Here is a 14,583-nt window from a genome sequence, read left to right on the forward strand (position 1 = left end):
CAGGGGAGCCAGCCGCACATGCAGATCACCTCGCCACAGTTCAAGGCCAATGCCCGCCACGCGCTGGACGACGCGCCGCTGCAGCGCGCGCTCGGCCATGTGCGCTCGGGCTTCATCACCAAGCGGGCGGTGGCGGCCGCGGCGCTGCCGGAATTCGACCTGCTGCGCGACAATGCCCGCGACATCAAGGACCATGTGCTGGCGCATCTCGACCTCTACCTCGAAGCCTATGCCGAGAAGGTGGAGGCGGCCGGCGGCACGGTGCACTGGGCCGAGACGGCCGAGGACGCACGCCGCATCATCCTCGACATCTGCCGCAAGCGCGGCGCCCGGACGGTGACCAAGGGCAAGTCGATGATCACCGAGGAGATCGGCCTCAACGCCTTCCTGGAGGAGCATTCGGTCGCGCCGGTGGAGACGGATCTCGGCGAATACATCATCCAGCTCCGCGGCGAGCATCCGAGCCACATCATCGCCCCGGCGGTGCATGTCAACAAGGACCAGGTCGAGGCGGATTTCCGCAGGGTGCATACCCATCTCGATCCGGAGCGCAACCTTGAAGAGCCGACGACCCTGCTCGGCGAGGCGCGGGCGGTGCTGCGCGACAAGTATTTCCAGGCGGATATCGGCATCACCGGCGCCAATTTCCTGGTGGCGGAGACCGGCAGCTCGATCATCGTCACCAACGAGGGCAATGGCGACCTGACGCAGATCCTGCCGAAGACGCATGTGGTGGTCGCCTCGATCGAGAAGATCGTGCCGACGCTGGAGGACGTGTCGCAGATCCTGCGGGTGCTGGCGCGCTCGGCGACCGGCCAGGACATGTCGGTCTACACCACCGTGTCGACCGGGCCGAAGCGCGCCGGCGATCCGGACGGGCCGGAGGAGTATCATGTGGTGCTGCTCGACAACGGCCGCTCGGCGATGCTGGGCACCGAGTTCCAGGACATGCTGCGCTGCATCCGCTGCGGCGCCTGCATGAACCACTGCCCGGTCTATCACGCGGTCGGCGGCCACGCCTATGGCTGGGTCTATCCGGGCCCGATGGGGGCGGTGCTGACGCCCTCGCTGATCGGCGTCGACAAGGCCGGCCACCTGCCCAACGCCTCGACCTTTTGCGGGCGCTGCGAGAGCGTGTGCCCGATGCGCATCCCGCTGCCGAAGATGATGCGGCACTGGCGCGAGCGCGAGTTCTCGCGCAACCTCAACCCGGCAACCGCCCGCTACGGGCTGGCGCTCTGGGCCTTTTTCGCAAGGCGGCCGGCGCTCTACCAGGGGGTCACGCGGCTTGCCATGGGTGCGCTCGGCCTGATCGGGCGGGGGCGCGGGCGCTTCTCCTTCCTGCCGCTGGCCGGCGGCTGGACCCGGCACCGCGACCTGCCGGCGCCGCAAGGCGGCACCTTCCAGGCGCAATGGGCGAAGGCGAAAGACACGCGCTCGAAGAGTGCAAGCGGAAGGGCCTCGGCATGAGCGACGCAAAAGCCTCGATCCTCGCCAGGATGCGCTCGGCGATGGGGCGCAAGGGCGACGAAACGGCCCGCCGCGCGGCGGTCACTGATCGGCTGCAGCGCGCACCGAAGGGGTTGATCCCGGCGCGCGGCCAACTCAACCCGGCGGCGCGGGTGGCGCTGTTCTGCGAGATGGCGGAGAAGGTGCAGGCGAGCATCGCCCGGGTGGCGAGCGCTGCCGAGGTGCCGCAGGCGGTCACCGAGTATCTCAAGTCGAAGAACCTGCCGGCGCGGGTGCGCTTCGGCGAGGACGCGCGGCTCGCCGAAATGCCCTGGGCGGGGCAGGCGAACCTGGAGATCGACCGCGGCCGGGCCGAGAATGCCGACCTTGCCACCGTCTCGCACGCCTTCGGCGGCATCGCCGAGACCGGCACCTTGATGCTGACCTCGGGCCCGGACAACCCGACGACGCTGAACTTCCTGCCCGAGCACCATATCGTCGTGGTGTCGGCGGCCGATATCGCCGGCGACTACGAGAGCCTGTGGGAGCGGATCCGCGCAGCGCACGGCAAGGGCACGATGCCGCGCACGGTGAACATGATCACCGGCCCGTCACGCTCCGCCGATATCGAGCAGACCCTGCTGCTCGGCGCGCATGGGCCGCGCGCGCTGCATATCGTCGTCGTCGGCGAGGCGTGAGGCGAGGCCGCCATGGCGCTCACCAACCGGGTCTCCGCCGACGGCAGCCTGGACGCGGTCGCCGCGCGCGGCACGATGATGGGCAATCGCGGCGGCCGGCTGCACGACCCCGAAACCAGGACGCTCGGCCGGGCACGCTGGCGCTCGCGCGCCTGGATCTGCTGCGTGCTGGCGTTCCGCGGCCGCCGGCGCAAGGTGATGGGGCCGGGCTATACCGAACTGTTCTTCCTCGATGAAGTGACGGCGCTCGCCTCCGGGCACCGGCCCTGCTTCGAGTGCCGGCGGGCGGATGCGCTGCGCTATCGCGCGGCCTGGCAGCGGGCGCAGGGGCTCGGCTCCCCGCCCAGCGCGCCGGAGATGGACCGGCAGTTGCATGACCAGCGCATACGCGAACGAACATGCCTTTCGCTCCGCGACCTTGAGGCGCTTCCCGACGGGGCGATGGCGCGGCTCGGCGAGACGATCCTGACGCGGCGCGAAGGCCGGTGGCTCACCTGGAGCTTCGACGGTTACCGCCCGGCCGAGCCGGACGCCCTCGCGCGCGCCGCCGACACGCAGGCGGAGCTGCTGACGCCGCCGGCAAGCGTCGCCGTGCTGGCCGCCGGCTATGCGCCGCTCTGGCATGACAGCGCGGACAGCCCCGACAGGTCCTGATTGTCGCAGGGCCTGATTGTCGCAGAGACAGGGCGCCGCATCCTCGCGCCGCGCCGCCCGTGCCAACCTTGCCGTTCTGGCGTCCTTAGGAGGGCGGTCCCACCGTGGGCCCGTTCGGGCGCCGCGACACAGGACGGACATCCCATGACGAACAGGCTCACCCGCCTTCTCGAATATATTCCCGTGTTCGGTGCCCTGCTGCGCAGCGCGCGCCGCGGCGGCCAGGCCGAACGCTGGGCCTTCTTCTTTAATATCTTGGCGCTGTGGCTGCTGGCGGTCGCCTGGTACGGCTATCCGGTGCTGATCGTCACCATGCTGACGCTGACCGGTCTCTATCTCTTCGCCCTCGTCTACCTGACCTCGGAAGGCTTGCGCGCGCGCTGGCGCACGCGGCGCTCATAAAGGGTGCGGCAGCGGGCGTGAACCATCAGCGGCGTGCATCGATCCGGTCAACAATCCTGATTGGTCGCGGGGAGCGGGATGGGGCATGATCGCCTCACCCTCTCCCTTCACAGAAACCGCTCATGACCACGCTCGCTTCCGGCGCCGCGCTGCGCGACAGCCCTTCCCTTTCCCCGTTCGACATGGGGCTCTACGGCCTCACCGTGCTGGCCTGGGGCTTTTCCTGGTATGCGCTGAAGATGCAGCTCGGCGTGGTGGCGCCGGAAGTCTCGCTGTTCTGGCGCTTCGTGCTGGCGGCGGCGATCATGATGGCCTGGGCGGCGCTGCGCGGCGTGCGGCTCGACTTCCCGCTGCGCGCGCATCTGCGCTTCGCCGGGCTCGGCCTGTTCCTGTTCTCCACCAATTTCACGCTGTTCTACTATGGCGCCCAGCATGTGCCCTCGGGCCTGTTGTCGGTGGTGTTCTCGCTCGCCTCGGTGTTCAACATGATCCTGGGTTTCGCGATCTTCGGCCAGCGCATCAGCCGGCGGGTGATGCTCGGCGCGCTGCTCGGCTTTGTCGGCGTGGCGCTGCTGTTTCGCCCGCAGATCGTCGGCGCGGCCGGCGTCGGGCTCGACATGCAGGCGGTGCTCGGGCTCGGCCTGTGCGTTGCCGGCACGCTGTCCTTCTGCCTCGGCAACATGGTCTCGACCGCCAACCAGAAGAGCGGCATCCCGCTGGTCTCGGCCAGCGCCTGGGGCATGGTCTACGGGGCAACGTTTCTCGGCCTGTTCGCGGCCGCGCGCGGGGCGTCCTTCGACATCGAATGGACGCCGGTCTATCTCGGCGCGATGGTCTATCTGGCGGTGGTCGCCTCGGTGATCGCCTTCGCCTGCTACCTGACGCTGCTGGCGCGGATCGGCTCGGCACGGGCCGGCTATTCGACGGTGATGTTCCCGATCGTCGCGCTGCTGGTCTCCACGGTGCTGGAGAATTTCCACTGGGGGCCGGACGCGATCGCCGGCCTCGTCTTCGTGCTGGCCGGCAACCTCCTGGTGCTGCGCTCGGGCCGCGCCAAGACCTGACGCAGCGGCCTATTCGGCCGCCATCAGCATCTCGGTGCTGACATTGCCGATGGCCGCGCGGATATGGGCACAGAGCGCGTCATGCACCGGGTCGGTGGCCGCGGCGGCACGGATCATGGTGATGTCGCAGGGCGGCAGCGTCGGGAAGCCGTCGCTTTCCGACAGGATGCGCATGCCGGCGCGCACCGCGCTTTCGGGCAGGACCGCGATGGCAAGCCCGGCCTGGACCGCGCCGATCAGCGCCGCCGCGCTGGACGAGGTGTAAGAGATGCAATGGCGCCGGTTCATGCGGTCGAGCAGCGAGACCGCCTGGCCGCGCCAGGAACAGGTGGTGGGGCCGAGCGCCAGGCGCAGCACGTCCTCGCAATGCAGGCACTGGTTGGCCGGGGCGACCCAATGCAGCGGCTCGCGGCGGATCACCTCGCCCTGCACGCGCACGCAGTCGCCGGAGGTGACGATGGCAAGGTCGAGCTCGCCGCGCTCGATCAACTCGCCGGTGAAGATCGAGCCCTGGCATTGCACGGCGATCTCGATGGCCGGGTTGAGCCGGGCGAAGGCGGCCAGCACCTGCGGCAGCAGGCGCTCGGCATAATCGTCCGGCAGGCCGAGGCGGACGCGGCCGACGATGGAGGGCTCGGAAAAGGCGGTCACCGTCTCGTCGTTGAGACGGATCATCCGCTGGGCGAACTCGATGAGGCGGTGGCCGTCCTCGGTCAGGCGCGACTGGCGTCCGTCCTTGACGAAGATCTGCCGCTCCAGCCGGTCCTCCAGCCGCTTCATCTGCATGGAGACCGCCGACTGGGTCTTGTTCACCGCATCCGCCGCCTTGGTGAAGCTGCCGAGCTCGGCGATGGCGAGGAAGGTGCGCAACTGGTCGATATCGAGGGCATGGGCCATGGCTGCCGCCTCCGGCTGGCGCGGGCGGCGAAGGCACGCGCCGCGCAGGATCGGGTCTGACGTCAATACATCACGAATGAAGATCGATATCCATCGAAAACATTCGTTTGTTTAATTGATCGTCCCTTCCTATTCTCTTGTCATACGAAACGGACAAACGGCGGCGACCCCGCCACAGCACATACCAGGCGCACCATACCGGAGCGCCGGAAAGGAGAGTCTTGCCATGACGCAGGCATGCAACACCCCGCTTCCCGCGCAAACGCGCGTGTCCCTCGCCGCCACGCTCGGCACTGCCGCGACCGCGCTTCTGACGATCGTTGCCGCGGCATGGCGCCAGCGGCAGAACCGCAAGGCGGTGGCCGGCCTCCTCGACCTCGACGACTACATGCTCGCAGATATCGGCGTGACGCGCTCCGACGTCGCCGCCTCGCTGCACGGGTCCGACTATCTCGACCCGAGCGCGCAGCTCGCGCGGCTGCGGAACGAACGGCGGAACTCCAGCGTTTCCGGGCGGCGCAAGCGCGGCGCCTGACCTCCCCTTCGCGCCGGGCGGCTCACGAGACCCTCTCCCTTCGCCCGGTGCCGAGGCCCTGTCGGCCCCTCGCCGACGCACCTTGCCCGCCTCCCCCGAGGCGGGCTTTTTTTGTTCAGGTCTCGTCCGGCTTCGCACCGGAAGAGACCCGCTCGAACAGGCTCTCATAGGCGCGGATCTGCCGTTCCTGGATGTCGCGGCCGAGCGACAGCCAGCGGTCGACCAGAGCCGATCCGGCATCGGCTGCGGTGTCGTCGGCAGGCTCGTCGACAGGTTCGGGAGCGGGCTCGGGCGCCGGCTCCTCCTCCTGCCGGGCGGCGGCGCCGGTCGCGGTGGCGGCGCCGACAAGGCCGAGATAGCCGTCCCAGAACGAGCGCATCGCCTGCGCGTAAGGTTCCATCACCCGCAAGGGGTTGGGCACCGGCTTCGGCCGGCCGCGCGCATAGCCGGCCAGGAAGGCGTCGAGCAGTTCGCGCGCCGGACCGAAGGTGAAGCGCCGCGCCACCTGGCCGAGCGCCAGGGTGGCGACCACCGGCATCATCGTCTCGACGCCCGGCCGCTCCAGCCCGGTCTGCTGGGCGACATAGTCGGCGATGGAGCGCTGCACCTCGGACGGGCCGAAGATCAGCGCCAGCGGCTCGCCCACCAGCGCGGAAGGGTCGGGCAGCGCCGCGGCCCGGCCGGGGCCGGGCATCAGGGCGAGCAGCCCTTCGAGCGCGGAGGGAGAGGCCGCATAGCGGCGCATGCCGGCGAGCGCCGCCGGCATCAAGGCCTCGGCCGCGCGGGCGACGTCACGCTCGCCCCAGCCGAACTGACGGCGCATCGCCTCGCCGACCGCGGCCGGATCGAAGGCGCCCAGGGCAGGAAAGCTCTCGGTCATCGGATGCCTTTCCACTTTCGGATCAGGCATCTTCCGCTGTCGCGGCGGCGCGGTCAAATGACTTGCGCCGCCGCCCCTCGCTCGACAGACCCCTCAATAGGCGTAAGCGGAATAGACCTTGGACAGATCGCCCTGCCAGTCGCCGTTGTAGCGGCGCAGCATGACGTCGGCCGGCGACATGCCGCTCGCCACCGTCTCCTCGACGGCGGCAAGATGCACGCGCTCGTCCTGGCCGCCGTCATTGAGGCGGGCGCGGCGCTTCAGCCCCTCGCGGGACAGCGCCACCATCTCGCGGGCAAGGTCCAGCACCGTGCCGCCGCGGAACGGCGCCTCGAGGCCGAGGCGCGGCACGTCGTTGCGAAGGGCAACGCGCTCCTCCTCGCTCCAGTCGCGGATCATCTCGCCGGCCTGGTCGAGAATACCCTCGTCATAGAGCAGGCCGACCCACAGCGCCGGCAGGGCGCAGATGCGCCGCCACGGGCCGCCGTCGGCGCCGCGCATCTCCAGATACTTCTTCAGCCGCACATCCGGGAACAGGGTCGACAGGTGGTTGTTCCAGTCGCCGATGGTCGGCCGCGCATCCGGCACGACGCCTTCCAGCGCGCCGGTCATGAAGGCGCGGAAGCTGGTGCCGGTGACGTCGTAATAGGTGCCGCCGCGCTTGACGAAATACATCGGCACGTCGAGCGCCCATTCGACATAGCTCTCGAAGCCGAAGCCGTCCTCAAAGGCGATGGGCAGCGGGCCGGAGCGGTCGTTGTCCGTGTCCTTCCAGATCTCGGCGCGGAACGAGCGGAAGCCGTTCGGCTTGCCGTCGGTGAAGGGCGAGTTGGCGAAGATCGCGGTGGCGACCGGCTGCAGCGCCAGGCCGACGCGCATCTTGGCCCGCATGTCGGCCTCCGAGGCGAAGTCGAGATTCACCTGGATGGTCGAGGTGCGGTACATCATGTCGAGGCCGAGGCTGCCGACCTTGGGCATGTAGCGCGTCATGATCTCGTAGCGCGACTTCGGCATCACCGGCACATCCTCGCGGCGCCAGTCCGGCGTCATGCCGAGGCCGAGGAAGCCGATGCCGAGCGGCTCGGCGATCTGGCGGAGCTGCGCCAGGTGCGCGTTGGTCTCGCGGCAGGTCTGGTGCAGGGTCTCCAGCGGCGCGCCGGACAGTTCGAACTGGCCGCCGGGCTCGATGGAGATCGCGCCGCCGCCGACCGGATCGGCAAGGCCGATGACGAGGCCGTTGTCGTCGATCCGCTCCCAGCCGAGCAGGCCTTCCATGCCTGTCAGCAGGGCCTCGATGCCGGCGGGGCCGTCATAGGGAACGGGGGAATTGTCGGCGAGGCGGAAGGCGAACTTCTCGTGCTCCGTGCCGATCCGGAACGCATCCGTCGGCTTGCAGCCGGCCTCCAGCGTCGCGGCGAGGTCGGCCACCCCCACGATCGGGGTGGAATCAATGGTATCGCGGGCCATGGGATATCCCTTCGCGTGGTCGGCGCGCACCATACTCAGCCGTCCCGACCAAAACAAATGCGATTTTTCGTGATCAAATCCAGTGGCGGAATGGCTGGAAAACGGCGGCCATGCCGGCCGTAGGGGCAGCCTCAGACCCAGTCGCCGAGCCGCGCCTGAACCACCGCGAGCGCGGCGACCGCCGCCGTGTCGGCGCGCAGCACGCGCGGCCCCAGCGGCATCGGCACCACGAAGGGCTGCGCCCGCAAGAGGGCGCGCTCGTCTTCCGAAAAGCCCCCTTCCGGCCCGACGAGCACGGCGAGCGGCACACCCTGCGACAGGCCGCCGAGCGCGGCAAGCGGGTTCTGGCTCGCCTCGCCCTCGTCGCAGAAGACAAGAATGCGCGCGCCCTCGCCCGCCTGCCAGCCGGCGAGCAGCGCCTCCAGCGCCACCGGCTCGTCGATCGCCGGAACGGCGAGGACGCCGCATTGCTCGCAGGCCTCGACCGCATTGGCGCGCATCCGCTCCAGATTGACCCGGCCGGGCTGGGTGTAGCGGGTGAGGACCGGACGCAGGGCGCCGGCGCCCATTTCCACCGCCTTCTGCACCATGTAATCGAGGCGGGCATGCTTCAGCGGGGCGAAGAGATAGTGAAGGTCAGGGAGCGGGGCCTGCGGCCGGGTCATCTCGCCCGCCACCAGCGAGGCCTGCTTGCGCCCCTCCTGGCGGAGCGCGGCGCGCCACTCGCCGTCGCGGCCGTTGAACAGCAGCACCTCGTCGCCGTCCTTCATCCGCAACACGTTGAGCAGATAGTTGGACTGGGCCCGGTCGAGCGCGACCGCCGCGCCGGCGGCAAGGCCGTCCTCGACATGAAGGCGCGGCAATCGGAAGTCGTAACGGGGCATGGCGGGGTTTTCCGGAAAGCCTGAACAGAGAGCGCGGAGGCGGGCGCGCGGTCTTGACGGGGGGACCAAGGTGCGGTCCCTTCGCGGGGACGAAACACACCGACCGGATCCCGCCTTGGCAGACAGCGACAACCTTGCCGAATACTCGGTGTCAGAGATTTCCGGCGCGATCAAGCGCACGATGGAAGACGCCTTCGGCTATGTGCGCGTGCGCGGCGAACTCGGGCGCATCTCGCGCCCTGGGTCCGGGCATATCTATCTGGACCTCAAGGACGCGCAGTCGGTGCTGTCCGGCGTCATCTGGCGCGGACAGGCGAGCCGGCTGAAGATCCAGCCCGAGCAGGGGCTGGAGGTGATCGCCACCGGCAAGATCACCACCTTTCCGGGTCAGTCGAAATACCAGATGGTGATCGATTCGCTGGAGCCGGCCGGCATCGGCGCGCTGATGGCGCTCTTGGAGGAGCGGCGGCGCAAGCTTCTCGCCGAGGGCCTGTTCGCCGAGGAGCGCAAGCGGCGCCTGCCGTTCCTGCCGCGGGTGATCGGCGTCGTCACCTCGCCGACCGGGGCGGTGATCCGCGACATTCTCCACCGCATCTCCGACCGGTTTCCGCTGCATGTGCTGGTCTGGCCGGTGCGGGTGCAGGGCGAGACGTCGGCGCGCGAGGTGGCGAACGGCATCGAGGGCTTCAACCGCCTGCTGCCGGGCGGTGCGATCCCGCGCCCGGACGTCATCATCGTGGCGCGCGGCGGCGGCTCGATCGAGGACCTGTGGGGCTTCAACGAGGAGATCGTGGTGCGGGCGGCGGCGGCATCCGAGATCCCGCTGATCTCCGCCGTCGGCCACGAGACCGACTGGACATTGATCGACCACGCGGCGGACCTCAGGGCGCCGACGCCGACGGGGGCGGCCGAGATCGCCGTGCCGGTGCGCGGCGAGCTGATGGCCAGCGTCGACGGTCTGGCGCGGCGGCAGATCTCCGGCCTGCTGCGGCTGATCGCCGGGCGGCGGACGGAATTGCGGGCGGCCTCCGCCGCCCTGCCCTCGCCGCGCGACCTGCTGGCGCTGCCAAGGCAGCGGCTCGACACCTATGCGGAGCGGCTGGCGCCGGCGCTGCGCGCCGCCTTGCGCGACAAGCGGGCGCGGCATCTGATGGCCGCCGGGCGGCTGTCGCCGCACACGCTGGCGCGCACGGTGTCGATCGCGCGCGAGCGGCTCGGCGGGCTGGAGGCGCGGGCGCTCCGGGCGCATCGCCAGCAGATCTCCCGCGACCGGGCGCGGCTCGACGCCGCCGCCAAGCTGCTCGAGAGCCTCTCCTACAAGAACGTGCTGGCGCGCGGCTATGCCCTGGTGCGCGGTGCCGACGGCCAGCCGCTGCGCTCGGCCCATGGCGTCGAGCCGGGCGCTGCGCTCACCATCGAGTTCGGCGACGAGAGCCGGCTTAGCGCGACCGCCGCCGGCGGCGATCCGGCGGGCGGCGAGAGCGAGGCGGCGCGGCCGGCGCCGCGTGCAACCCCACGGCCCAAAACGCGCGCGCCCGGCAAGGGCCGCGAGAGCGGACAGGGCTCGCTGTTCTGAGGGGCTGCGAGGCTTCCGCAGTGTCTTTCGGGAGTGCCGTCGACAGGCCCTCGGCTCTCCGGCCCCGGCTCGGCGCTTGCGCGCCGTCCGGGGTGACGAAAGGAGGGGTTAGCGGGTTCTCGCCACCGATCCGGGGTTACTAGATCCCGGTCTTCGGCTTCGCCGAAACCGGGACGACACGCTGAGCATGGGCGCGCGTCGGCGTGTCCCGCCACCGCTCTGGGAACGAATAGGCCCCGGCTCTGCGCTGCGCTTGGCCGGGGTGACGGCAGAGGGGATGCGAGGTCATGCCTCCTCCCCGGAGGTCATCCCGGCCGCAGGCGAAGCCGGAGAGCCGGGAGCCATTGGCACCCTTTGCGGGTGATTTTTTGATCCCACCTCTCCCCGCGTCTTCCCGGACGAGGCCGCAAGGCCGAAGATCCGGGATCGGGGCGGCACGGCGGTCGCGGTGTCGTTCGGGAGCGCTGCCGAGAGGCTCTCCGATCCCGCATCTGGCTCACGCTGCGTGCGGGATGACGAAAAGAGAGGCCGAAGCGTTGCAAAAGGGGCGCCCGGCGGACGCCCCTTCGTGTTCTTGCGGTGTGCCCGCCCTCACATGATCGAGGGCAGGAAGGTGACGATCGCGGGGAACGCCACAAGGCCGCCGATGGTCAGGATGTCGGCGACGAAGAACGGGGCGCAGCCGCGGAAGACTTCCTGCACCGGGATGTCGTCGCGCACGCCCGCCACCACGAAGCAGTTCAGCCCGATGGGCGGGGTGATCAGGCACAGCTCCGCCATCTTCACCACCAGGATGCCGAACCAGATCGCGCACATTTCTCCCGACAGGCCGAAGGCGCTGTCGGCGGCCGAGACCGTCTCGCCGCCATTCAGCGCCATCACCGCCGGATAGACCACCGGCAGGGTGAGGATCAGCATGCCGATGGCGTCCATGAACATGCCGAGCACCGCATAGGCGCACAGGATGACGATGAGGATCAGCCAGGGCGAGAAGTGCAGCGAGACGATGAACTCCTCGAACGCCTGCGGCAGGCCGGCGAAGCCGAGGAAGCGGACATAGACCAGGACGCCCCAGATCAGCGTGAAGATCATCACCGTCAGCTTGGCCGTCTCGTGCAACGCCTGCCAGAGCTGCTTGCCGCGCATGCCGTTGACGAAGGCGGAAATCAGCACCACGAAGGCGCCGAGCGCGCCGGCTTCCGTCGGCGTCGCGAAGCCGAAATAGAGCGAGCAGAAGATGATCGCCACCACGGCGATGATCGGCAGCGTGCCCGGCACGGAGGCAAGGCGCTGGCCCCAGGTGAAGCCGCGCACCGGCGGGGCATCGCCCTTCCACATCGCCATGCCGATGATGATGGCGATATAGACCACGGCCGAGAAGATGCCCGGCAGGAAGCCGGCCAGCAGCAGCTTGGCGACCGACTGTTCCACCAGGATGGCGTAGATCACCAGGATCGCGGAGGGCGGGATCAGCGAGGCGAGCGTGCCGCCGGCCGCAACCACCGCCGCCGACAGGCGCTTGGAATAGCCGACCTGCAGCATTTCAGGGATGGCGACGCGGGCAAAGACCGCGGCGGTGGCCACCGAGGCGCCGGAGACGGCGGCAAAGCCGGCGGTGGCGAAGACCGTGCCGACCGCCATGCCGCCGGGCAGCCAGCCGAGCCAGCGCTTGGCCGCCTCGAACAACTGCCGGGTGAAGCCGGCATAGAAGGCAAGGAAGCCGATCAGGATGAAGGTCGGCAGCACCGAGAGCGAGTAGGTCACCGACTTGGAATGCGGGATGGTGCCGGCCATCTTGAGCGCCGCCACGAAGCCGCGCTCGAAGCCCATGCGCATGCTGAAGATGGCGATGAGGCCAAGCGTGCCGACAAGGGCGGCGGCGAAGGCGACACGCATGCCGAGGACCACGAGGACCAGCAGCAGGCCGGTCATGATCAGTCCGATTTCAAACGGGGTCATCGGTGGGTTTCCTCCCGCTCACCGGACGTTTCGGCGGCGTCGCCGAGCGCTTCCTCGATTTCATGCCTGGCGACGGTTTCGACATCGGCCAGCACCGGAACGCCGACAGGCTCGGCGGCGGGATCGCGCACCAGCCGCCAGTAGCCGTAGAGCTGCAGCGTCAGCCGCGCCAGCAGCAGCGACAGGGCAACGGGAACGACGAGCTTCGACGGCCAGGTCGGCAGGCGGATGTCGATGGTGCTGTCGCCGATCGTCCAGGCCCGTTCGAAATGGAACCAGGAGCCGTAGATCAGCGCGGCCACCACGATCCAGATGCCGAGAATGCCGATCACCTCGGCGATCCACATGGCCCGGCCGCTCAGCTTGCCGAGGAACAGTTCCATGCGGATATGGCCGCCGACGCGCTGGCAATAGGCGATGCCCATGAAGGCGAACACCGCCATCGCCTGCTCGGTGATGTCGATGAAACCGGGCACGGGCCAGTTGAAGGCGCTGCGGCCGATGACCTGGGCGACGGCAAGCAGCATCAGGGCGAGGATGCTTGCCGCCGCAACGAGGTTGAAGGCGTTTTCGACCGCGCCCAGCCATCCGTCGAAACGGATGTAGCTGCCCGGCGGGTCCTTCTGGGCGGTGGACGATGTCATGGAAAGCTCCAGGCAAGCTCCGTCCGGCCGGCCTCGCGGGTAGGAAGGCACTCCCTCCCGGCGCGGACACGCAAACGGTTCCTGCGGTCAATGGGGAAAGCGGGCCCGCATCGCGAGGCGGGCGCGCGGTGGAACGGCCGCCGGCGGCCCGCCGGCCTCCCCGCAGGAAGGCCGGCGGACGTCCTGGCGACCGGTCTCAGTCGAGCTTGGACAGGGCGAGGTCCAGCAGTTCCTGCCCCGGAAGGCCCTGGCCGTTCATCTTCTGCACCCAGTCCTCCCAGATCGGCCGGCCGGCCTTGTCCTTGAAGGCCTGCAGCTCGTCCCTGGGGAACTCGACCTGCTGGATGTTCATCTTCTCCAGCAGCGGGTACCACTCCTGATAGACCTTGTCGTATTCGGCGAGGTAGTGCTCCATCGCCGCATCGACCGAACTGTCCAGCGCCTCGCGGAAATTCTCCGGCAGGGCGTCATAGGCGGCGCGGCTGACGACGACCGGGCAACTGACCGTGCCCGGATTGAGGTTGTTGGTCCACCAGTTGGCGGCGTCGATCGTGCGGAAGGACAGGTGCGCATGCGGGGCGAAGGAGGCCGCCGCGACGGTGCCGGAATCGATGGCCTGGAAGGTTTCGGAGGCGGTCACCGTCGTCGGCACCGCGCCGATGGCGGTCATCGCCTGGCCGATGCCGCCCAGCGCGCGCACGCGCATGCCCTGGAAGTCCGTCACCTTGGTCGGCGCCGCGCCCTTGCCGATGAAATTGTACTGCGGCATCGGCGAGGACATCAGCAGCTTGGCATCCCAGCGCATCAGGTCCTTCTCGACGGCCGGATGGGCGTAGATGGCGTTTTCCAGCTCGATCTGGGTCGGCAGGTCCGGCACGCCGAGGAAGGGCAGCTCGATGACCGTCAGGGTCGGGTTCTTGTCCTCGTGATAGCCGGCGCAGATCTGCGCCATCTCGAAGGCGCCGATGGAGATGCCGTCGAGATTCTCGCGCGACTTCGACAGGGCCTCGCCATAGGCGATGTTGAAGGTGAATTCGCCATTGGTCTTCTCGGTGACCAGCTCGGCGAGCTTCTCGATATGCTCGGTGAAGGCGCGGCGCTTGCCCCAGACGGAAACGTTCCATTCGAGTGCCATCGTCTCGGTGGCGAAGCCGAGGCCGAGGATCGTCGTCGTGCCGAGCACGGCGAGCTTGCGGGAAAGGGTCATGTCAGTCCTCCCAAGATCCGGCCGGTTGCCGGCCGGATGCCAGTTTCGGCCGGACGCTGACCTTGCGCCGCGGCCATCTCGCTATCCTCGCCCATCCTCCCTGACGGGCGATTGGACAAGGCTTGGCAAGCCGCGTGCCAGATCGGCGATAGAGGCGGAAACCGGACAGGAACCGGGCGAGAAACAGGCGGGAAGCGTCGCGCCGCGCTGCAACACGGGCCGACCGACCGGCAAAACCTTGCCAAAAGGTTACCAGCGATCGGCAAG

14 protein-coding genes are annotated in these 14,583 nt (G+C 69.1%); 7 read left to right on the top strand and 7 right to left on the bottom strand.

Going from position 1 to position 14,583, the window contains the following annotated elements:
• The first annotated feature begins 18 nt into the window (after positions 1-18).
• From TSB10P1A_RS06255 to TSB10P1A_RS06275, 5 genes are all read left to right on the top strand, one after another.
• The gene (locus TSB10P1A_RS06255) at positions 19-1,470 is read left to right on the top strand and encodes a LutB/LldF family L-lactate oxidation iron-sulfur protein (protein ID WP_186387034.1); all 1,452 of its coding nucleotides are present in this window, start codon (positions 19-21) and stop codon (positions 1,468-1,470) included.
• On the top strand, positions 1,467-2,147 hold the full coding sequence (locus TSB10P1A_RS06260; protein ID WP_186387035.1) for a lactate utilization protein: 681 nt from the start codon (positions 1,467-1,469) through the stop codon (positions 2,145-2,147). The genes TSB10P1A_RS06255 and TSB10P1A_RS06260 overlap by 4 nt, the downstream gene beginning before the upstream one ends.
• Before the next feature lie 12 nt (positions 2,148-2,159).
• Positions 2,160-2,801: a hypothetical protein gene (locus TSB10P1A_RS06265; protein WP_186387036.1), complete on the top strand. Its 642-nt coding sequence runs from the start codon at positions 2,160-2,162 to the stop codon at positions 2,799-2,801.
• Between the two features lie 144 nt (positions 2,802-2,945).
• On the top strand, positions 2,946-3,203 hold the full coding sequence (locus tag TSB10P1A_RS06270) for a hypothetical protein (RefSeq protein ID WP_186387037.1): 258 nt from the start codon (positions 2,946-2,948) through the stop codon (positions 3,201-3,203).
• Between the two features lie 122 nt (positions 3,204-3,325).
• Positions 3,326-4,267 carry a DMT family transporter gene (locus TSB10P1A_RS06275; RefSeq protein WP_186387038.1) on the top strand — a complete coding sequence of 314 codons (942 nt, stop codon included), beginning with the start codon at positions 3,326-3,328 and terminating at the stop codon, positions 4,265-4,267.
• Between the two features lie 9 nt (positions 4,268-4,276).
• Here TSB10P1A_RS06275 and TSB10P1A_RS06280 read toward each other — a convergent pair whose 3' ends face one another.
• Positions 4,277-5,164, bottom strand: coding sequence for a LysR substrate-binding domain-containing protein (locus tag TSB10P1A_RS06280; RefSeq protein ID WP_186387039.1), 888 nt, complete (start codon positions 5,162-5,164; stop codon positions 4,277-4,279).
• Positions 5,165-5,390: 226 nt separating this feature from the next.
• Here TSB10P1A_RS06280 and TSB10P1A_RS06285 point away from each other — a divergent pair, with 226 nt between their 5' ends.
• On the top strand, positions 5,391-5,699 hold the full coding sequence (locus TSB10P1A_RS06285) for a DUF1127 domain-containing protein (RefSeq protein WP_186387040.1): 309 nt from the start codon (positions 5,391-5,393) through the stop codon (positions 5,697-5,699).
• A gap of 115 nt (positions 5,700-5,814) precedes the next feature.
• On the opposite strand, the gene TSB10P1A_RS06290 is transcribed toward TSB10P1A_RS06285, so the two are convergent.
• The 3 genes from TSB10P1A_RS06290 to TSB10P1A_RS06300 form a co-directional block, all read right to left on the bottom strand.
• Positions 5,815-6,579, bottom strand: coding sequence for a DUF937 domain-containing protein (locus TSB10P1A_RS06290; RefSeq protein ID WP_186387041.1), 765 nt, complete (start codon positions 6,577-6,579; stop codon positions 5,815-5,817).
• A 93-nt stretch (positions 6,580-6,672) separates the two neighbouring features.
• Complete coding sequence (locus TSB10P1A_RS06295) at positions 6,673-8,046, bottom strand: glutamate--cysteine ligase (RefSeq protein ID WP_186387042.1); 1,374 nt, start codon at positions 8,044-8,046, stop codon at positions 6,673-6,675.
• A gap of 131 nt (positions 8,047-8,177) precedes the next feature.
• On the bottom strand, positions 8,178-8,930 hold the full coding sequence (locus TSB10P1A_RS06300; RefSeq protein ID WP_186387043.1) for a 16S rRNA (uracil(1498)-N(3))-methyltransferase: 753 nt from the start codon (positions 8,928-8,930) through the stop codon (positions 8,178-8,180).
• 115 nt (positions 8,931-9,045) lie between these two features.
• Between TSB10P1A_RS06300 and xseA the strand changes: the two genes are divergently transcribed.
• Positions 9,046-10,506: an exodeoxyribonuclease VII large subunit gene (gene xseA / locus TSB10P1A_RS06305; protein WP_244293003.1), complete on the top strand. Its 1,461-nt coding sequence runs from the start codon at positions 9,046-9,048 to the stop codon at positions 10,504-10,506.
• A 591-nt stretch (positions 10,507-11,097) separates the two neighbouring features.
• On the opposite strand, the gene TSB10P1A_RS06310 is transcribed toward xseA, so the two are convergent.
• The 3 genes from TSB10P1A_RS06310 to TSB10P1A_RS06320 form a co-directional block, all read right to left on the bottom strand.
• A complete protein-coding gene (locus TSB10P1A_RS06310) occupies positions 11,098-12,465 on the bottom strand; it encodes a TRAP transporter large permease (protein ID WP_186387045.1) in 1,368 nt (455 codons plus the stop codon).
• Positions 12,462-13,109 (bottom strand): TRAP transporter small permease subunit, encoded by a 648-nt coding sequence (locus TSB10P1A_RS06315; protein WP_186387046.1) that lies wholly within the window; start codon positions 13,107-13,109, stop codon positions 12,462-12,464. The genes TSB10P1A_RS06310 and TSB10P1A_RS06315 overlap by 4 nt, the downstream gene beginning before the upstream one ends.
• Before the next feature lie 196 nt (positions 13,110-13,305).
• Entirely contained in the window at positions 13,306-14,316 is a 1,011-nt protein-coding gene (locus TSB10P1A_RS06320; RefSeq protein WP_186387047.1) for a C4-dicarboxylate TRAP transporter substrate-binding protein, read from the bottom strand.
• Positions 14,317-14,583 lie beyond the last annotated feature (267 nt).

This window comes from Stappia sp. TSB10P1A, from assembly GCF_900185725.1.
Classification (GTDB): domain Bacteria; phylum Pseudomonadota; class Alphaproteobacteria; order Rhizobiales; family Stappiaceae; genus Stappia.

Excerpts from the sequence above, each read along its gene's own strand:
- TSB10P1A_RS06290 (WP_186387041.1), bottom strand. The coding sequence starts at position 6,579 with ATGACCGAGAGCTTTCCTGCCCTGGGCGCCTTCGATCCGGCCGCGGTC.
- TSB10P1A_RS06300 (WP_186387043.1), bottom strand. The coding sequence starts at position 8,930 with ATGCCCCGTTACGACTTCCGATTGCCGCGCCTTCATGTCGAGGACGGC.
- TSB10P1A_RS06280 (WP_186387039.1), bottom strand. The coding sequence starts at position 5,164 with ATGGCCCATGCCCTCGATATCGACCAGTTGCGCACCTTCCTCGCCATC.
- TSB10P1A_RS06295 (WP_186387042.1), bottom strand. The coding sequence starts at position 8,046 with ATGGCCCGCGATACCATTGATTCCACCCCGATCGTGGGGGTGGCCGAC.
- TSB10P1A_RS06320 (WP_186387047.1), bottom strand. The coding sequence starts at position 14,316 with ATGACCCTTTCCCGCAAGCTCGCCGTGCTCGGCACGACGACGATCCTC.
- TSB10P1A_RS06255 (WP_186387034.1), top strand. The coding sequence starts at position 19 with ATGCAGATCACCTCGCCACAGTTCAAGGCCAATGCCCGCCACGCGCTG.
- TSB10P1A_RS06275 (WP_186387038.1), top strand. The coding sequence starts at position 3,326 with ATGACCACGCTCGCTTCCGGCGCCGCGCTGCGCGACAGCCCTTCCCTT.
- TSB10P1A_RS06285 (WP_186387040.1), top strand. The coding sequence starts at position 5,391 with ATGACGCAGGCATGCAACACCCCGCTTCCCGCGCAAACGCGCGTGTCC.
- TSB10P1A_RS06270 (WP_186387037.1), top strand. The coding sequence starts at position 2,946 with ATGACGAACAGGCTCACCCGCCTTCTCGAATATATTCCCGTGTTCGGT.
- TSB10P1A_RS06265 (WP_186387036.1), top strand. The coding sequence starts at position 2,160 with ATGGCGCTCACCAACCGGGTCTCCGCCGACGGCAGCCTGGACGCGGTC.
- TSB10P1A_RS06310 (WP_186387045.1), bottom strand. The coding sequence starts at position 12,465 with ATGACCCCGTTTGAAATCGGACTGATCATGACCGGCCTGCTGCTGGTC.
- TSB10P1A_RS06315 (WP_186387046.1), bottom strand. The coding sequence starts at position 13,109 with ATGACATCGTCCACCGCCCAGAAGGACCCGCCGGGCAGCTACATCCGT.
- TSB10P1A_RS06260 (WP_186387035.1), top strand. The coding sequence starts at position 1,467 with ATGAGCGACGCAAAAGCCTCGATCCTCGCCAGGATGCGCTCGGCGATG.